Genomic DNA, 17143 nt, shown 5'->3' on the forward strand with positions numbered 1-17143 from the left:
GATTTCGCAGTTAAAATCACGTTAAGAATCCCTAGACGTTAAACGGATACTTTAGGAAGCCATTTCTACGCTATCATTTACTGTAAAGGTGTCTTGATAACTTTTGGGAGTAAGTCCATACTTTTCCTTAAAGATCCTAGAGAAGTAGCTTCTGCTAGAAAGTCCAATTGTATAAACCACTTCAGAGATATTTAATTCATTTTTACTAATGAGCTTTTCTGCCATTTTTAGGCGCTCATTTCTAATAAAATCATTAGCGGTTTTTTGGTAAAGAAGTTTAAATGCCTCTTGAAGTTTACAAGGCGAAAGTCCACTTTCTTGACACATTTCCTTAATAGTTTTAGGTAATTCTGGATTCTCTTTAATTTGTTGGCTCAAAGCTCTAACGCATTTTATTTCTCTTATGGTTAATGAGCCTGTTTTGTTTTTCTGAAAATCTAAATCCTCTTTATATTGTTTAAGTTGTAGACTGAGGATGATTTGCAAGTTACCTTGAAATAACAAGGTGTTTTCAATGGTATCCGTTTTAATCTTGTTGAGCCTTTCGATTTTTTCAGCAATTCTTAAATTAAATGATCCAATATGAGAAAAAGAATTTGTATTAGATCTGTTTTTAAAATAATCGAATACTCTATTATTAATGGCGTGTGTAAGTTTAGGGCCATCGTTTTTCATGACTGTTATAATAGCAACTTTGTATTGCACACCTTTTTTAAAGGTTAGCATGGCTTTTGAGCTTGTTTCAGAAGCATAGATACAAGTTCTAAATTCCCTGATGTCGTTTTTTATCTGTTTTTGGGAATCTTCGTAACTTAAAACACCCTTTAAACTATAAATGAAATAAATGTGATTGGGATTGACCATTTTTTTACCCAATCTTACATCTTGATTAAAATTTACATCGTATTCAATGTAAATATAGCTTCCATTTAACGCAGTACCGTTGATTGTGCCATTTCCAATCTTATTATTGAACGAAAAGGAATAGTCATTAATTTTTCGACTAAAATTCCCTTCTATTTTTTTTGAAAAAGTTCTAAAAAAGGTGTCCAGGTTTTGGGAGTTGGTGTTGAGGGTGATCATTGGTTGAGTTTTTTAAGTTTGCTATTAATTCTATAGGCTAGTCATTACTTTTTTGTATTACTAGTCTTTTGAGACTTACCTTTCTCCTTGAGAGATATAATTCTACCGACTCTGGAATTGAGAATTGGTTTTTGATTGACGTTTCGTGTTATCATTATATATGTTTTTTATGTATGCAATTTAGATTTAAACATAGCTTTAGCTATTATACAATTATTAACTAATGTTATACTATGCGGTGTAACTTATTGTAAATTAGTAATTTATTTATTTCACCATGCTCTAACTAAAGTATGGTGTAATTCAATTTTTGTTTATTGAAACTTATTATTGAATTTTGAAATAAGTGTAAGGTTTTGCACCGAAGTGCTCTTCAAAAGTTCGATAGAACTCCTTTCTTGATAGAACTCCATTTTGGTAAATAACCTCTGCAAGGTTTTTTTTGCGGATTTTATATTCCTTTACAATCTGTTCTAGTTTAATAGTGTCAATTAAATGATCAGGACTACTCTTAAAAACCTTTTCGGTGCCTAATTTCAATTTTTCAATTGATAAATCAAGATTGCGGCACAGACAACCAATGGTCAGAGGTCTTTTTCTTTGGGATTTTATTATCTCAGGCAATTTTTTAATTAGGTCTAATTCCTTGGATTTGAGAACGGTAATTTGATTCAGATTAAAAAAATGGTTTAAGAAAATATATTTAAGCTCTTCCTTATAAGTTTTAGCCAAATCTTTCACTCGTTCTAATTTGTCATTCTTAAGTTCGAGCTTTTGGGCAATTTGCTCTATTCTGCTCGAGTCTGAAGTGAGTTGAGTATACAAGCTGTTTTTAAACCCTAAATTTTGATTGTTCTTACTATTATATGGATGATTTTTTATTGCTAAATTTTTTAATTTGTTCTTAGCCATTCCAAAATATATAAGTTCAGAATCTTCATATAAATCGTAGGATATCTCCTTTCCGTTTTTAACAATGATTGTTGTAACGTTTGGTGGGCAGACGATTTCATCACGAAATTCATCATCTACCAAAACTTTAAAACTTTTTTGTAATGGAAAAAAGAAATGAACATTAGCTTCGTTAACTACCTTCTTAAATTCTCTATGCTCAATATCTTGAGTGGAGAGTTTAAATAAGCCCAAGCTGGTATTGCAGTCCAAAAGTCTACTGCTATCAATCTCGTGAGATTGTATTGGGATATGATTTTTTTTGGTGGTATTTACAAAATTCAACCTCATATGGTTATTCTTTTTATTTGTAATTAGTACAGCCCAATACTTCGCTTTAAGAGCGAAAATGTAGGGGTTGTAATGTTAATTTTTTAACTATATTTAGGTTTCTTTAAGTCTGGAGGAAATTTAGTAGTTTAGAAAAAAGAAAGTTAGCTATAAATTGACCATAAATCTTTATACAATTTCAACATTAAATTGTATAACTTTAGACCAACCAACCTGATAGAACTGAATGAGGCTACACGTAAAATTTGATATTGAAAAAATTTGTAAGGATCTGTTGTCTCATAAACTAGATGAGTTAGGTGTAAACTATAACTTGAGCTCATTTGGTGAGGTTGAAATCATGCAAACTTTAAATGAAAAGGAGAAAAAGCAATTGCAACATATACTCAATAATTCTGGGATGAAAATCGTGAATGACCAGAACATGATTATTGTAGAAAAAATAAAAGCCTTAATAACGGAGCTGATCAGGCAGGATGCCACATCTGCTAAAATAGTCGTATCGGATTATATAGAAGGTAAACTGCCCTATTCGTACAATTACTTATCCAGAGTTTTTTCTGAGGTTACTTATATGTCTTTGGAAAAGTACGTGATTCTTCAAAAAATAGATTACGTCAAGGAACTTTTAATGGAGCAAAACTTAAGCCTTACTCAAATCGCTTACAAGCTCAATTATAGTAGCGTAGCTCACTTGTCAAAGCAGTTTAAAAAGCACACAGGTTTTAGTCCTTCCTCCTTTAAAGAATTAAAGAAAAAACTAAAAAATAATACAACCAATCAATAATTATTTAAGCAATCTATGGCATTTGAAAAGTTGAATATCGTCCTTGCCGATGACGATGATGATGACAGAGAAATTTTTAAACTAGCTATTTCTCAAATTGGGGTAAATACATCACTAAAGATGTTTAAAAACGGTGTGGAACTCACGGAGTATTTACGTCAAGAAGATACAATACTGCCCAATATTTTATTTTTAGATTTAAATATGCCTGCAATGGACGGGTTTGAGTGTCTTAGGGAAATTAAAAAAAATCCAGGTCTAGGCCCTATTACAGTAATTATTTACTCTACATCATCATCTGAAAAAGATATTGAAAAGACTTTTTTAGAAGGTGCCAATATTTATATCAACAAGCCTTCTGATTACGAAACGCTTAAGACTGTCCTTAAGAAAGTATTGACTTTAGATTGGCAATACCAGACATCCATCTTAAATCGTGATAACTTTTTGTTTAGGTTTTAGTTAATATCAGACCATATAATAATTGTAAAATCTGTATTGCGAATAAATAATTAGACTGTGAGTGAAACTGTAAAATCTAATAAGGACAAAGAAATGTTTGTTGTCGGTGTTGGTGCCTCTGCAGGAGGTTTGGATGCTTTAACTAAATTTCTAAAAAACTTTAATGAAATCGATGTAGATCTATGTATTGTCATTGTAATGCATCTCAGTCCGGACTATAAAAGTCAACTGGCACCTATTTTAGATAAAAGATGTAAATGGCCTGTAATTTCTGCGGAAAATAATATGTCTCTAAAAAAGGGACATGTCTATACCACTCCACAGAATAAACAAATTCGCATTCAAAATAATGAATTGATTTTAGAGGAATTATCTTTAGAGCACGCACATACGCCATCTATAGATAACTTTTTTGTGTCTTTGGCACGTGATAATGCAAAAAAAGCTATCGCTATTATTTTATCTGGTTTTGGTAAAGATGGTGCTGCTGGTATATCCACGATTCACGAGCTCGGTGGTTTCACCATTGCTCAATTGCCAGAAACTGCAGAACATAGAAATATGCCAACGGCAGCAATAGAGACTGGTCACGTAGACTTAATTGTCCCAGCAGATCAAATGTATGATGATGTTATACAATACATTAAAAACTCTAGAGCCATAGCAACTAGTAAGAGAAAAAAAGAACCAATAGATGCTATTTTTAGTTTATTGGAAAAACGTAGCGGCACAGATTTCTCGATGTACAAACCGTCTACTATTATGAGGCGTATTAATCATAGAATTAATACGCTACAATTGCGAAACATACTAGAATATTACGAACTTATAAAGTCCAGCCCAAGAGAGTTAGACAATCTATTTGATTCTGTCCTAATTGTTGTAACTGAATTTTTCAGAGATCTCGAAGCCTTTGACCAATTAAGGAAGCAACTCACAGAAATGATGGAAGATAAAAAACCAGGTGATTCTATTCGTATCTGGAGCGTAGGTTGTGCAACGGGCGAAGAACCTTATTCTATTGCAATTCTTTTGCATGAATTAATAGGTCATAAAATCCACCAGTACAACGTTCATATTTTTGCATCAGATATTGATGAACGTGCCATTAATTATGGTCGTAAGGCAATCTATCATAAAGACACATTGGGCAATGTGCCAGCCGAAATCATTAATAAATATTTTGAAAAAACAGATGATATTCATTTTGAGATAAAAAAGGAAATAAAACAACATGTACTTTTTACTCGACATGACATTACTAATGATCCTCCTTTCGTTAAACTAGATGTGGTCGTTTGCCGAAATCTGCTTATTTACTTTAACAATAATCTTCAAAAGCAGAGCTTTCAGATATTTCATTATTCTTTGAAGCCAAAAGGAATATTGTTTTTGGGTAAATCCGAAAGTGTCAGTGTAGCAGCAGATTTGTTTTCAAATGTGGGAAAAGGTAAAATCTATAGAAAAGCTGAAGCTGCACTTAATTATCAGCTAAAATTTTCGAGACTTCGAAGTAGAAATCAAGAGCTCAAAAAACAGGAAAAGCAAAATAATATTCGCAATATGAGTATTGCAGATGTTGCCAAAGAGACCTTGTATTATAAATTGGACAATCCATTTGTAGTAATCAACGACAATGCAGAAATCAAAGAGGTACATGGGAGTCTAAGGCTCTATTTGGAGATTAGCGAAGGTACAATGAATGCCAACTTGCACAAAATGGTGAACCCAGAGTTGGTTACTGTTCTTAAAGCCGTATTGACGCAAGTAAAAAAAACCAGTATATCACATACCAGTCACGCTGTAAAATTTAGACTTTATGAACAATGGCATTATGTGCGTATAAAAATAATTCCACTGATTTACAGAATTAGTAAGGTACAATACTATATGGTGATATTTGAAAAAATTGAACCAAACGAAGGTCACCTTGAGCTTCAAAAGAAACTGGAAACTTCGGATTTTGTCAATCTTCGAATAAAAGAACTTGAAGATGAATTAACCTCTACGAAGGAACATCTTCAAATTTTTACGGAAGAATTAGAAGCTACAAATGAAGAGCTTCAAAGTATTAACGAAGAATTGCAATCCTCTAATGAGGAACTAAAATCTAGTAACGAAGAACTCGAGACCAGTAATGAAGAACTGCAATCGGCAAATGAGGAGCTTAATACGGCCAACCAAGAGTTACGCATAACCAACGATTTACTATTGGAAAAAGAACAAGAGCTTAAGGCTGAAAAAGAAATTAGTCAACGTAACGAGCTTATATATAAAACCATTGCAGAAAACATACCAGACGGTGTTGTAGGTATTCTCAATAAAGATTTTGAAATTGAATACTTATCTGGGCAAGCCTTGAATGGAGACTTGGCCGAAGACTTTATAGGACAATATATGCCTAGCCTAAACCCATCAGAACGTGAAGCCAAGCGTATAGAAAAATTATGTAAGGATACGCTTGATGGCAAGGGAGGTTCCATTGAAGTAAAATATAACGATCAATTTTTTGAGATAAAAACCGTAAAATTTAAAATCCCATATTTAGAGGAAGATAGAATTTTGTATTTGGCACTTGAAGTTACAAATACCAAACTTAATCAGATAAGGTTAGAAACTGCCATAGCTGCATCTAATATTATAGTTTTTGAACACGACTTTATCAACGATAGAATATTACCCAATAAGTTACTGTCTCAATTCTTAGAATTAGATTCTAAAAAGCCCATTAATTATGCATCGCTTAATAGCAAGATACACCCAGATGACCTCTCGATACGCGAAAAAAATTTAAAGAAAGCAAAGAAAACAGGTAATATTAATCACGAAATCAGAATTCAATTAAAAAATAAGGTAAAGCATGTGAGAATTACTGGTAAAGTTCTTTATGACGAGAATAAAAAGCCAATACGAGCTTATACAGGTATTTTAGATATAACTAAAGACAAAGTTTTCTTAGAAAAAGTAAAAGAGAGCGAAGAGCGCTTTAGGACCATATCAAATGCAGCACCCTTAACCATTTGGATTACGGATAAAAATGGTATGTGTACTTATATCAATGAATATTGGCTCAAATTTACAGGAAGCACAATTAATGATAATCTTGGAAGAGGATGGCTTAAATTTATACATAAAGACGATGTAGAGGCTGCAGAAAAAGCCTATGCAGATGCCCATACAAAGAAAGAGAAATTTTCCTCAGAATATCGAGGGAGAAGGGCAGATGGTACATACTTCTGGTTTTTAAATCAAGGTATTCCTGCTTTTGACATGAATGGAAATTTTAATGGTTATTTGGGGTCATTTGTAAATATTAATGACCAAATAGAATTTAGAGATAAATTAGAGAAAAAAGTAACACAGCGTACAAAGGAAATTTCTAAAGTGAACGATGAGTTGGTAAAACTCAATATGGACTTGGAGGAATTTGCCTATATGGCGAGTCACGATCTAAAAGAACCATTGCGTAAAATAAGAACTTTTAACTCTTTGATGCGTTCTAAAGATATTGATGGAAATTCATCGGAAGAATATTCTAAAAAAATTGAAAGTTCGGCAGAACGCATGGTTGATCTTATTGATAGCATTTTAGAATACAGTAAATTTGAAGACGCCAGCGATGATTTTGAAGATGTAGTTTTAGACGAGATACTTGAACAGGTCAAATCAGATCTTGCTTTGATTATCAAAGAACAAAATGTAAAGATTAAAAATAAAGACTTAGGTAGTCTTAATGGTATTCCAATACGAGTTTATCAACTGTTTTCTAATTTAATTCGTAATGCTATAAAATTTAACAAAAACAGCCCAATTATTGAAATAAGTACTTCTGTAATTAATGGTGAGGATATGCCAAAGAAATTAAATGCAAATCCGGAGCTTAATTTTAAAAAATTAATATTCAAGGATAATGGTATTGGACTTGATTTGTCTAAGAAAGATTATATTCTAAAGCCATTTAAAAAGCTCAATTCAAAAAGCGATTATCCAGGAACGGGAATAGGTTTGGCAATATGCAAACGTATCATGGATATGCATCACGGATGTATAGACATTGAAAGTAATGCCGGTGAGGGTTCAAGTTTTATTCTTTATTTTCCAATTCTTGATAAGTAAAGCTTTAACCGCATAAGTTTAATTACGGTCTATAGGTAAAATCACATGAAATTGAGTGCCATTTCCTACTTCAGAATCAATATGTATATGGCCCTTATGGTTTTTTACTATTGTTTTGCAAAGAGCCAACCCAATGCCACTGCCTTCATATTCACTTTGAGAATGTAATCTTTTAAAAATAGCAAACACTTGCTTTTGATGCTTTGCATCTATACCAATACCATTGTCAGAGACTGTAATTTGAGTGTATTTTTTATTTGGATCTAGCTTATGGTTTTCAATGGCGCGATCTGAAAGATTTTGGCTATAAACTTTTATGATTGGTTTTACGTCATTTCTGCTGAATTTTAAACCGTTGGATATAAGGTTGGTAAATAGCTGGCGCATTTGTACAGGTATAGCTTCTATAACAGGAAGTTCATCAATATGTACATCCGCACCTGCATTATTTATAGTCATTTCTAAATCAAAGGTAATGTCACTTAATGTGGCGTTGAGATCAGTTTTGTCAAATAATTCCTCTTTGTCCGAGATACTCGAAAAGGTGAGAAGATCTGCAATTAAAACAGACATCTTATGTGCGGATTTTTCAATTTTTTTGAGATATGCCTTTTTGTCTTCAACATCATTTTGGTTTAATAAGCTGGCAAAGATTTGTATTTTTCTAAGAGGTTCTTGCAAGTCGTGGCTCGCTACACGCGCAAAATTCTCTAAATGTTCGTTGGCCTTATTCAGCTTGGTAATGGTATCTTTATATTTTTTTAAAGTATTTATACGTTCAGTGGCATCTTCAATCGCCAACAAAATCATTTTTTGGTCTTGTCCTGGATAAGAAATTTCTTTGGCGTTAAGGAACAATTGTCTACTGCCTAAGCCGTTGAGGTTTATTTTTAATTCAAAATCCACCAACTCTGTATCCTTTGGTATTAGATCATGAAGTAATTTTTTTAGTTCATTATTATTCCATTGACCTTGCTGAATTGTATCTATGGTTTTGCCTTTTAATTGCGATTCCATAACCATAAAATGCTTTCGAAAGGAAGCATTTGCCGAAATTATGCACAGTTCCTTATCCAGTACCAAAAAAGGTTCTCTTAGCGTTGTGATTATGCCTTCTGAGTAGGTTAATGCGTTTTCTAATTGTTGTTGTTTTTCCAGTAATTCTTGGTTGACAATTACCAATTCTTCATTAGAAGATAGTACTTCCTCTTTTGAGGTTTCCAGTTCTTCATTTAGGCTCTGCATTTCCTCATTATTGCTCAACAATTCTTCGTTAGTCGTTTGCAAATCTTGATTAACCTGGCTTTGTCGTTCTCCTATTTTGTGCATATCTGCACGTGTTAGGGCAAGTTCTTTTTCTAAAACATCATTTTTTTCTTTAATGCTATTATCAGTACTTCTAACATTTTTGAAACTATGTACTAGTTTCTCTAGGAATGACGGTTTTTTTGAGTTTTTCTTGAATATAATGAGATAATGCGGTTCTGTATTTTTATTTAGCTTTACTATTTCAAAATTTATGCTTTCGGTTTTATCGTTGTTTTTTATTTGAATCTCTTTTTTGTACACACCTAAATCCGTCCCGTCTTCGCTCAGTTTGTGCACACCGTTCCTGATTTCAAAAGCCATGGAAGATGGCACCATATTAAGAATACTGTGGCTTGGTTTACCACTTTGCACTTTAAGAAATTCTGAAATATTTCCCTGAGTATTTATAACTTGAAAATTTTCATCTATTAATGCGTTTGTGGGTGCATAGGAAGATAGCAGTACATCTTGTGCCTGTTTATTAACGTCTAAATTAAATTCTGGTTGTTGGTCTAAAACCATAGTGTTGATTTCTTTGGATTTGTTTAATCCCGATTTAAATGGTAGTCTGTAATATTTGCCTTTTCCCTGTTTTCGGCTATAGGTCTTGTTCTTTTTTGACAACGTTAAAAACAAATCGGAATCCGTACCAGCTGTTTCAGATTTACCTAATAATAAAACGCCTTCTGGGTTCAATGCAAAATGAAAATTTTCTAAAACCTTCTTTTGAAGAAAGGAATCAAAATATATAAGCACGTTTCTACAGCTTATAAGATCCATTTTTGCTAATGGTGGATCGGTAATCATATTGTGCTTTGCAAAAACGATATTTTCTCTGAGTATTCTACTTACTTGATATCCACCATTAAATGGTTTAAAGAATTTCTGTTTTTGCTCAGTACTAAGATTTTGCAGTGCGCTTTCACTATAAACGGCTTTTCTTGCCTTTTCAATAGATGCGCCAGAAATGTCTGTACCGAAAATCTGAATATTAAAATAGTTTAACTTATTCTTTTTTTCTAATGCTTTAAACAAACATATGGCGAGTGTGTAGACTTCTTCTCCTGTAGCACAACCTGCACTCCAAATTCTAATAGATTCATCTTTGTTTTTTTGTTTTGAGATCTTGGCCACAAGTTTTTCGCAGATATCCTCAAAAAGGCCTGGATCCCTATAAAAAGAAGTAACTTTAATAAGTAGTTCTTGAACAAGGACCGCTGTTTCCTCATTATTGGATTGTAAACATTTTAAATAATCCTCTAGACTGTTAACTTGGCAGATGGCCATCCTTCTAATAATACGTCTATAAAGCGTGGGCCTTTTGTAGTGTGTAAAATCAATTTCAGAATATATTCGAATATGGGCAATCACCTTCCTAAATAATTCTTCTTCAATAATACTTTGGCTTTTGCCGTTGTAAAGACTATTTAGTGGATAATGTTGAAAGTATGATTTAATTTTTTCTGGTATTTCTTCTGGCTTAAGAACAAAATCGACAGTATCACCCTCATCTGAATTTGAAAATATCTGTTTGTCGTCAGACCCTTCTGTAGAAGCGGTAAAACTAATACCTCCATTTTCCTTTATATGTTCCAGACCTATACTATAAGCAGTTGTAGTATCAGATAAAATTATACCGACTGCAAAATTTTTATACCCATCGGCTAGACTTGTAAAAAAATTGTCTTTAGTTAAATTAGATTGGTCCTTATCTCTTTTTAAGTCTAGATTTAGGCCAAGTATGGCAGGTGATTGTTTTTCCGTGATGACATAAACCTTGTTAGGTGTTATCACCGTGGTTTTTGTGACTTTTTCAATAGGTAACTTTGATTCTTCGGCAAGATTGTCTATTAACTCCTTTTCGTGAGAAGTGCTTAGGGTATGTAAAATCACGTAGGCGATATTTGCATTTTGGTCCGTGTAGGTTAGAATTTTTTTTAATAAATCTATGCCGCCAAAAGAACATGCAATACCAACAATAGGAAATTGTTGCTTTGAAGCTTCTGATTTATTGCTTACCAAGTGCATAATTTTAGGGAATAGTTAAAGATACATTATTAAAGATGCTTTTCTAATAAAAAAGGTATTATGATTTGTGCAAAAAAAACGATTTGTTGTCCGTAAAAACTTAAGATCTGCTGATTTAGGTTATAAATCCAATGACGTTTACCAAATTCATAACTAATGATTTGAGAAACCTTCACAAGTTGCTTCTTATATTTGTAGCGTTCTATTAACAATTTAACTTTTTCCAACTAAGAAATGAAAGTAAATAAATCGATAATTAGAAGTACAACTTTCTGTTTAGTGACTTTATTCATATTGGGTTGCAATTCAGAAAAAAACTCTAAAATTTCTATTGAAGAATCATATGCTTCTAAAGTAGATTCCATAATTCAATTAATGACTATTGAAGAAAAACTGGGACAACTCAACTTGCCAACTGATGGAGATATCACAACCGGAACGTCCAAAAGTTCTGATGTTGCAAAACAGATTGAAGAAGGTAAGGTTGGAGGTCTTTTTAATGTGAAATCGGTTGAGAAAATTAGAGAAATCCAAACCATAGCGGTCCAACAAAGCCGTTTAGGTATTCCGTTGCTTTTTGGCATGGATGTGATTCATGGTTATAAAAGTACATTCCCAATCCCTTTAGCGCTTTCATCATCATGGAATATGGAATTAATTGAAAAAGCTGCGCGTATTTCAGCACAAGAGGCAAGTGCATCTGGGATTAATTGGACGTTTTCACCTATGGTCGATATTTCAAGAGATCCACGTTGGGGACGCGTTTCTGAAGGTAATGGTGAAGACACGCATTTGGCCGGTAAAATAGCGAAGGCTATGGTAAAAGGTTACCAAGGAGAAGATTTAGCCGCAAACAATACTGTCATGGCTTGTGTAAAACATTTTGCACTTTATGGCGCGCCAGAAGCTGGTAAAGAATATAATACGGTAGATATGAGCCGTATTAGAATGTACAACGAATATTTGCCACCCTACAAAGCCGCAATCGAGGCTGGTGTAGGTTCGGTAATGTCATCTTTTAATGAGGTTGATGGCGTGCCGGCAACAGGAAACAAATGGTTGCTCACAGATCTATTACGAGAAGAATGGGGTTTTGACGGATTTGTGGTAACCGATTACACTGCCATCGAAGAAATGCAATACCATGGTGTGGGCAATTTTCATGAAGTTTCTGCTCAGGCACTTAAGGCAGGAACCGATTTGGATATGGTTTCCGAAGGTTTTCTAAAAACATTAAAAAAATCCCACGAGGATGGTGTAGTAAAGATGAAGGATATTGATAAGGCCGTAGCACGAATTCTTACTGCCAAATTTCAATTAGGGTTATTTGATGATCCATATAAATACTGTGATTTAAATAGAGCAAAAAGTGAGGTTTATACCTCTGAAAATAGAGATATGGCACGCCGGGTCGCTACAGAATCTATGGTGTTATTAAAAAACGAAGATCAACTATTGCCCTTAAAAAAATCTGGAACTATCGCCGTTATAGGCCCATTAGCAGTGGCGAGCAATAATATGGCTGGCACTTGGAGTGTAGCAACCGATCAGGAAAAATCCATTTCTGTATTCGAGGGTTTACAGCAAACAGTTGGTGATAGAGTGACTATTCTGCATGCAAAAGGCAGTAATCTCGATTATGATTTAGAGCTCGAAAAACGCGCTACGCTGTTCGGAAAAACAATTACAAGAGATGGTAGAACGGACAAGCAATTACTGGATGAAGCACTAAGAGTCGCATCCCAAGCTGACGTAATCGTAGCAACCTTAGGTGAATCTGCCGAGTTTAGCGGTGAGAGTAGTAGTCGAACAAATTTGGGTATTCCTCAAGTCCAAAAAGATTTACTAAAGGCGTTATTAGAAACAGGAAAACCAGTGGTGTTGGTATTGTTTGCTGGTCGTCCATTGACTTTAGTTGAAGAAAACGACACGGTTCCAGCCATACTGAATGTATGGTTTCCTGGCAGTGAGGCAGGTTTTGCGATTTCTGATGTGTTGTTCGGTGATGTGAATCCGTCAGGGAAGTTAACGATGACATTTCCGCGAAATGTGGGTCAAATTCCCATATATTATAATCATAAAAATACAGGTCGACCGTTAAATAATTCAGAGGGAAAATTTGAGAAGTATAAAAGCAACTATTTAGATGTAAGAAATGAACCGTTATATCCTTTTGGGTATGGTTTAAGCTACACCACTTTTGAGTATTCAAATCTTAAAATAGATAAAACATCTATTGGTATGGATGAAGAAATTAACGTATCGGTAGATGTAAAAAATACAGGTAACTACGATGGAAAGGAAATTGTACAACTGTATATTAGAGATGTAGTTGCTTCTGTAACTCGACCAGTCAAAGAGCTTAAAGGTTTTCAAAAAATACTGATTAAAAAGGATGAAACAAAAACCGTTAATTTTACAATTTCAGCTGAAGATTTAAAATTTTATAATTATAATTTGGATTTCGTGATAGAACCTGGTGACTTTGAAGTATTTGTGGGTGAAAACTCTAATACAAATCTCAAAACATCTTTTCGACTAACATCAAGGAATTAAGAGAAAAATTTGAACACACTTAAAAGCCAACTTTTATAGTTCGATCAATATCAATATGAAAAACATAACCATAATTTTTCTGCTTTTGTTAGGCTCAAATGTTTGCGCGCAAAAGATGGAAACTTATATCTATGCCATAAAGGGTATGGATACGTTGAGAATGGATGTGTTCTCGCCAAAGAAGATAAAAAAAGCAGATAGACTTCCAGTATTGCTTTGGATGCATGGTGGTGGATTTTCAGGAAATAACCGCTTTGATATTGCAGATAATAAGTTGGTAAAATACGTCGCAAAAGATCATAATTACATTGGTGTATCCATTGATTACCGCTTACTGCGAAAGGGAAAAGCCACAGGTTTTGGTTGCGATTGCTCCAAGGATGAAAAATTGGAAACTTTTAAACAAGCGGCTATCGATTTTTTAGATGCTGCTCAATTTTTAGTCGAACGTGCAGATGAGCTTCATATTGACACATCAAAATTAATTGCTGGAGGCAGTAGTGCAGGTGCAGAAGGAAGTCTTAACGCGGTTTTTATGCGTGATTATTTTATAGACGATAAATCAAAATACGAGAATGTATCATTTGCGGGTGTATTTTCTTGTGCAGGTGCAGTAGTTGATGCTAGTTATATAACTTATGAAAACGCTATTCCGTCCGTATTTTTTCATGGTACTGATGATCAATTAGTACCTTTTGGTAGCGCATCGCACCACCATTGCGAGCCCACTAAAGATGGTTATCTAATTTTAGATGGTTCTTCGGAAATAGCAACGCAACTCGAAAATTTAGAAACATCGTTTTACTTTAATATTGTAAAAGGAGGACAACATGAAATCTCTGCCATACCGTTTTTAGAATTAGATAAAATTTTCAACTTTTTTGAACGGACAATTATTAATAACGAAATCATTCAAACCAAGATTATAAAAGATAAACCATCAATTAAAAATTAATAGCTGCAAGAAGGAAATATTTATTAATGCTAATTGTCTTTCGGTAAAATAATAAGACTATAAAATATTCCTCTTTTCGGTCGCATATTCCTGTTTATAAATCTTTATAATTACAAAAAACAGACTTACTAATAACGGACCAAAAATAAGACCCATAAAACCAAACAGTGGAATACCAATAAGCACTCCTATTAAAGTAATAAGTGGATGTACATTGTCAAGTTTTTGTAGCACATAGAGTCGAATGATATTATCCGTCACGCCAACAACTGCTATTGCGTAAATTAAAATTCCCCAAGCTTGGAAGGTATTACCGCTAGAAATGCTAAGAATAAAAACTGGTATGGTACCTAAGGCATTTCCAACAAATGGTATCATGGAACCTATGGTTACTATTACAGCCCAAAAGAACGGGTCTGGAATACTAAAAATTAAGAACCCGATTAAGGCTACAATACCTTGCGCTAATGCCACAAGCGGAATTCCGAGGGCATTGGCTTTCACCATTTCATAAATTTCATTAGCCATAGTTTTGAGGTTGGATTCCCCAATCGGTATATATTCAAATAGGGATTTTTTTAGTTGTTTTTTACTGGTAAGCATGTAATACAGGAGAAAATACATCACGGTAATAGCAATAAAGCCATTAAAAGTACTACCAGCAAAGGCTTGAGACTTGTCAGATAGCCATGAAGATATTCTGCTAGTATCGATTTGTGAAGTTAAATCGTAACCAATCACTTGTTCCATATGAGCAAGTTCAGATTTTAAAGAGCGTATCACTTTTTCAGAATTTTCTATTGCTTTTGTGACACGTTTTCCTAAAAGTAAAATGATCCCAGCTAATGGTAATGTAATAATCAGTAACGACATCAGCATTAAAAACCCTGCTGCCAAACTTTTTCGCCATCCTCGTTTTACAAGTTTGGACATAATTTTCTGAAGAATTACGTAAAGTGTTATCGCACCTAACACACCAGAGAAATAAGGCGTCATCTCCTTAAAAATATGATACCCTATAATTAAGATTAATAGAATGATAAAAACTTGCCTAATGGTTTTGGCGCTGATCATGGCTGGAGGTTTAAAAAGTTCATTTAAGCAATTCGCTCTTAATTATTCCTTAGCGCATTGATTAATTGTTTCTTGTTCATTTTAGATCTTCCGTCGATACCTACATTTTTAGCTTGATCGTAAAGTTCTTCTTTAGTCCAAGATTCATAAGGTTGAGCTTCTCCTCCTTTTTTTCCTGAATTTGGCGTGTTTGCGATTCTTGCAGATTTTTCTTTGCTATAGCCTTTATCTCTTAAAGCTTCGTATTGGTCTGGATTTTTTATTCTTGATTTTCCCATAATTATCTAAAATTTTATATTTTAATTTGAAATTATAATCTTTAGATGTATTGCGTTGACACAATCATTTAAATTATTGACTTATTCAGCAATTACGTATTTTGATAAAGTTTAAGTTGATCCTTTGGCATTGTTTTTGGCAATCCAAATTACATGTTGATGTAAGATTATTTTAAAGCCAATCGGCTTTTTGCAATAGGGTTAAAAATTAAATATAACTTGCAGGAAACATGTCAAGGGTCTTTAATAATGTCCCATTTTTAATTTATCTTAGTCAAAATAATATGTATTATAAAACAACTATGAAAGTATTGAATGCCCTATTAATAGTTTCTTTTTTCTCGATGAATCTAACCGTATCCGCACAGACTGAAAGTGAGCAAACACGACGTTTTAAACTTATTGATGCCGATAGAAATGAAGTTATTACCATTAGAGAAATGAAAAAGTTTTATAATGGAAAAACCAATAAAGATGGTGAGCCAATTGATGCAAAAAAAATGTTTTATGGTTTGGACGCTAATCGTAATAGCATCATCACTTTAAATGAATTTATAAAGGATTTTGATTTGCAATTAGCTTACGAATATGTAGATAGGTGGGAATATAAACCAACTGAAGAAGGTGCAGACAAAGTCGCTGAAAAATTCACAGAGATAGATAGTAATTTAAACAAAGAGTTAACTCTCGATGAGATGATTAATTTTTACAGAGGTATGACCAATAAAGAAACCGGTGACCCTATAAATGGTAAATTAAATTTTCATACTTATGATGCTAATAATGATGGTGTTGTAACACAGGAAGAATTCGCCATGGAGTATAATTGGAAAGAAGATTGGGGGCGAATTGAGAGTGCTGCAAAAACTGTTGGTGAGAATCAAAATGACGAGTCCTCAGAAGCCTATATTAAAGAGAGAATTGATATTTTTGAGGAAGTAGATACTGACAGTAACTTTAAGGTCACTTTAGAAGAGCTTAGTGCATATTACAAGGGTAAAACAAATAGTCAGGGCAAACCAGTTAATGCAGAATTTCAATTTTACGGACATGACAAGGATGAAGACGGAATAATTTTGTTGGAAGAATTTGCTTCTAAAATTGATTTGGATCTGGCCCAACGTAAATTTAAGAAAAGAAAAGAATAGGGTAAATTATCAGACTACATTTATACTAACCACCATTTTACCAAAGGGTGGTTTTTTATTTTGTTTAGGTTTTGAGATTGGACAAAAATTGGTAATTTCAATAATA

General features: G+C 33.5%; 11 protein-coding genes. 6 read left to right on the top strand and 5 right to left on the bottom strand.

Annotated features, from left to right (window positions below; genetic code table 11):
- Nucleotides 1-51 precede the first annotated feature (51 nt).
- Both HM983_RS03430 and HM983_RS03435 read right to left on the bottom strand, forming a co-directional pair.
- A complete protein-coding gene (locus tag HM983_RS03430) occupies nucleotides 52-1083 on the bottom strand; it encodes a helix-turn-helix domain-containing protein (RefSeq protein WP_179343991.1) in 1032 nt (343 codons plus the stop codon).
- A 327-nt stretch (nucleotides 1084-1410) separates the two neighbouring features.
- Nucleotides 1411-2325, bottom strand: a complete 915-nt coding sequence (locus HM983_RS03435; RefSeq protein ID WP_179343992.1) for a helix-turn-helix transcriptional regulator — start codon at nucleotides 2323-2325, stop codon at nucleotides 1411-1413.
- 226 nt (nucleotides 2326-2551) lie between these two features.
- Between HM983_RS03435 and HM983_RS03440 the strand changes: the two genes are divergently transcribed.
- From HM983_RS03440 to HM983_RS03450, 3 genes are read left to right on the top strand one after another with little or no spacing between them, the layout of a single operon-like run.
- Nucleotides 2552-3112, top strand: a complete 561-nt coding sequence (locus HM983_RS03440) for a helix-turn-helix domain-containing protein (protein ID WP_179343993.1) — start codon at nucleotides 2552-2554, stop codon at nucleotides 3110-3112.
- A gap of 15 nt (nucleotides 3113-3127) precedes the next feature.
- Entirely contained in the window at nucleotides 3128-3574 is a 447-nt protein-coding gene (locus HM983_RS03445) for a response regulator (protein ID WP_179343994.1), read from the top strand.
- 57 nt (nucleotides 3575-3631) lie between these two features.
- Nucleotides 3632-7690: a CheR family methyltransferase gene (locus tag HM983_RS03450; protein WP_179343995.1), complete on the top strand. Its 4059-nt coding sequence runs from the start codon at nucleotides 3632-3634 to the stop codon at nucleotides 7688-7690.
- Nucleotides 7691-7708: 18 nt separating this feature from the next.
- Here the strand turns inward: HM983_RS03450 and HM983_RS03455 are convergent, their stop codons facing one another.
- Entirely contained in the window at nucleotides 7709-11020 is a 3312-nt protein-coding gene (locus HM983_RS03455; protein WP_179343996.1) for a CheR family methyltransferase, read from the bottom strand.
- 240 nt (nucleotides 11021-11260) lie between these two features.
- On the opposite strand from HM983_RS03455, the gene bglX reads away from it, so the two are divergent.
- The gene (gene bglX, locus HM983_RS03460; RefSeq protein WP_179343997.1) at nucleotides 11261-13582 is read left to right on the top strand and encodes a beta-glucosidase BglX; all 2322 of its coding nucleotides are present in this window, start codon (nucleotides 11261-11263) and stop codon (nucleotides 13580-13582) included.
- Nucleotides 13583-13697: 115 nt separating this feature from the next.
- Nucleotides 13698-14537 (top strand): alpha/beta hydrolase, encoded by an 840-nt coding sequence (locus HM983_RS03465; protein WP_246277446.1) that lies wholly within the window; start codon nucleotides 13698-13700, stop codon nucleotides 14535-14537.
- A 57-nt stretch (nucleotides 14538-14594) separates the two neighbouring features.
- Here HM983_RS03465 and HM983_RS03470 read toward each other — a convergent pair whose 3' ends face one another.
- Nucleotides 14595-15611, bottom strand: coding sequence for an AI-2E family transporter (locus tag HM983_RS03470; protein ID WP_179343999.1), 1017 nt, complete (start codon nucleotides 15609-15611; stop codon nucleotides 14595-14597).
- Nucleotides 15612-15649: 38 nt separating this feature from the next.
- Nucleotides 15650-15889, bottom strand: a complete 240-nt coding sequence (locus tag HM983_RS03475) for a Rho termination factor N-terminal domain-containing protein (protein WP_179344000.1) — start codon at nucleotides 15887-15889, stop codon at nucleotides 15650-15652.
- Between the two features lie 284 nt (nucleotides 15890-16173).
- Between HM983_RS03475 and HM983_RS03480 the strand changes: the two genes are divergently transcribed.
- Nucleotides 16174-17037, top strand: a complete 864-nt coding sequence (locus HM983_RS03480) for a CREC-EF hand family protein (protein ID WP_218841803.1) — start codon at nucleotides 16174-16176, stop codon at nucleotides 17035-17037.
- Nucleotides 17038-17143 lie beyond the last annotated feature (106 nt).

This window comes from Winogradskyella ursingii, from assembly GCF_013403975.1.
In the GTDB taxonomy this organism is placed as follows: Bacteria; Bacteroidota; Bacteroidia; order Flavobacteriales; family Flavobacteriaceae; genus Winogradskyella; species Winogradskyella ursingii.

What these genes read in the sequence shown, in the direction of transcription:
- HM983_RS03430 (WP_179343991.1), bottom strand. Translation starts at nt 1,083, where the DNA reads ATGATCACCCTCAACACCAACTCCCAAAACCTGGACACCTTTTTTAGA.
- HM983_RS03435 (WP_179343992.1), bottom strand. Translation starts at nt 2,325, where the DNA reads ATGAGGTTGAATTTTGTAAATACCACCAAAAAAAATCATATCCCAATA.
- HM983_RS03440 (WP_179343993.1), top strand. Translation starts at nt 2,552, where the DNA reads ATGAGGCTACACGTAAAATTTGATATTGAAAAAATTTGTAAGGATCTG.
- HM983_RS03445 (WP_179343994.1), top strand. Translation starts at nt 3,128, where the DNA reads ATGGCATTTGAAAAGTTGAATATCGTCCTTGCCGATGACGATGATGAT.
- bglX (WP_179343997.1), top strand. Translation starts at nt 11,261, where the DNA reads ATGAAAGTAAATAAATCGATAATTAGAAGTACAACTTTCTGTTTAGTG.
- HM983_RS03465 (WP_246277446.1), top strand. Translation starts at nt 13,698, where the DNA reads ATGGAAACTTATATCTATGCCATAAAGGGTATGGATACGTTGAGAATG.
- HM983_RS03470 (WP_179343999.1), bottom strand. Translation starts at nt 15,611, where the DNA reads ATGATCAGCGCCAAAACCATTAGGCAAGTTTTTATCATTCTATTAATC.
- HM983_RS03475 (WP_179344000.1), bottom strand. Translation starts at nt 15,889, where the DNA reads ATGGGAAAATCAAGAATAAAAAATCCAGACCAATACGAAGCTTTAAGA.
- HM983_RS03480 (WP_218841803.1), top strand. Translation starts at nt 16,174, where the DNA reads ATGTATTATAAAACAACTATGAAAGTATTGAATGCCCTATTAATAGTT.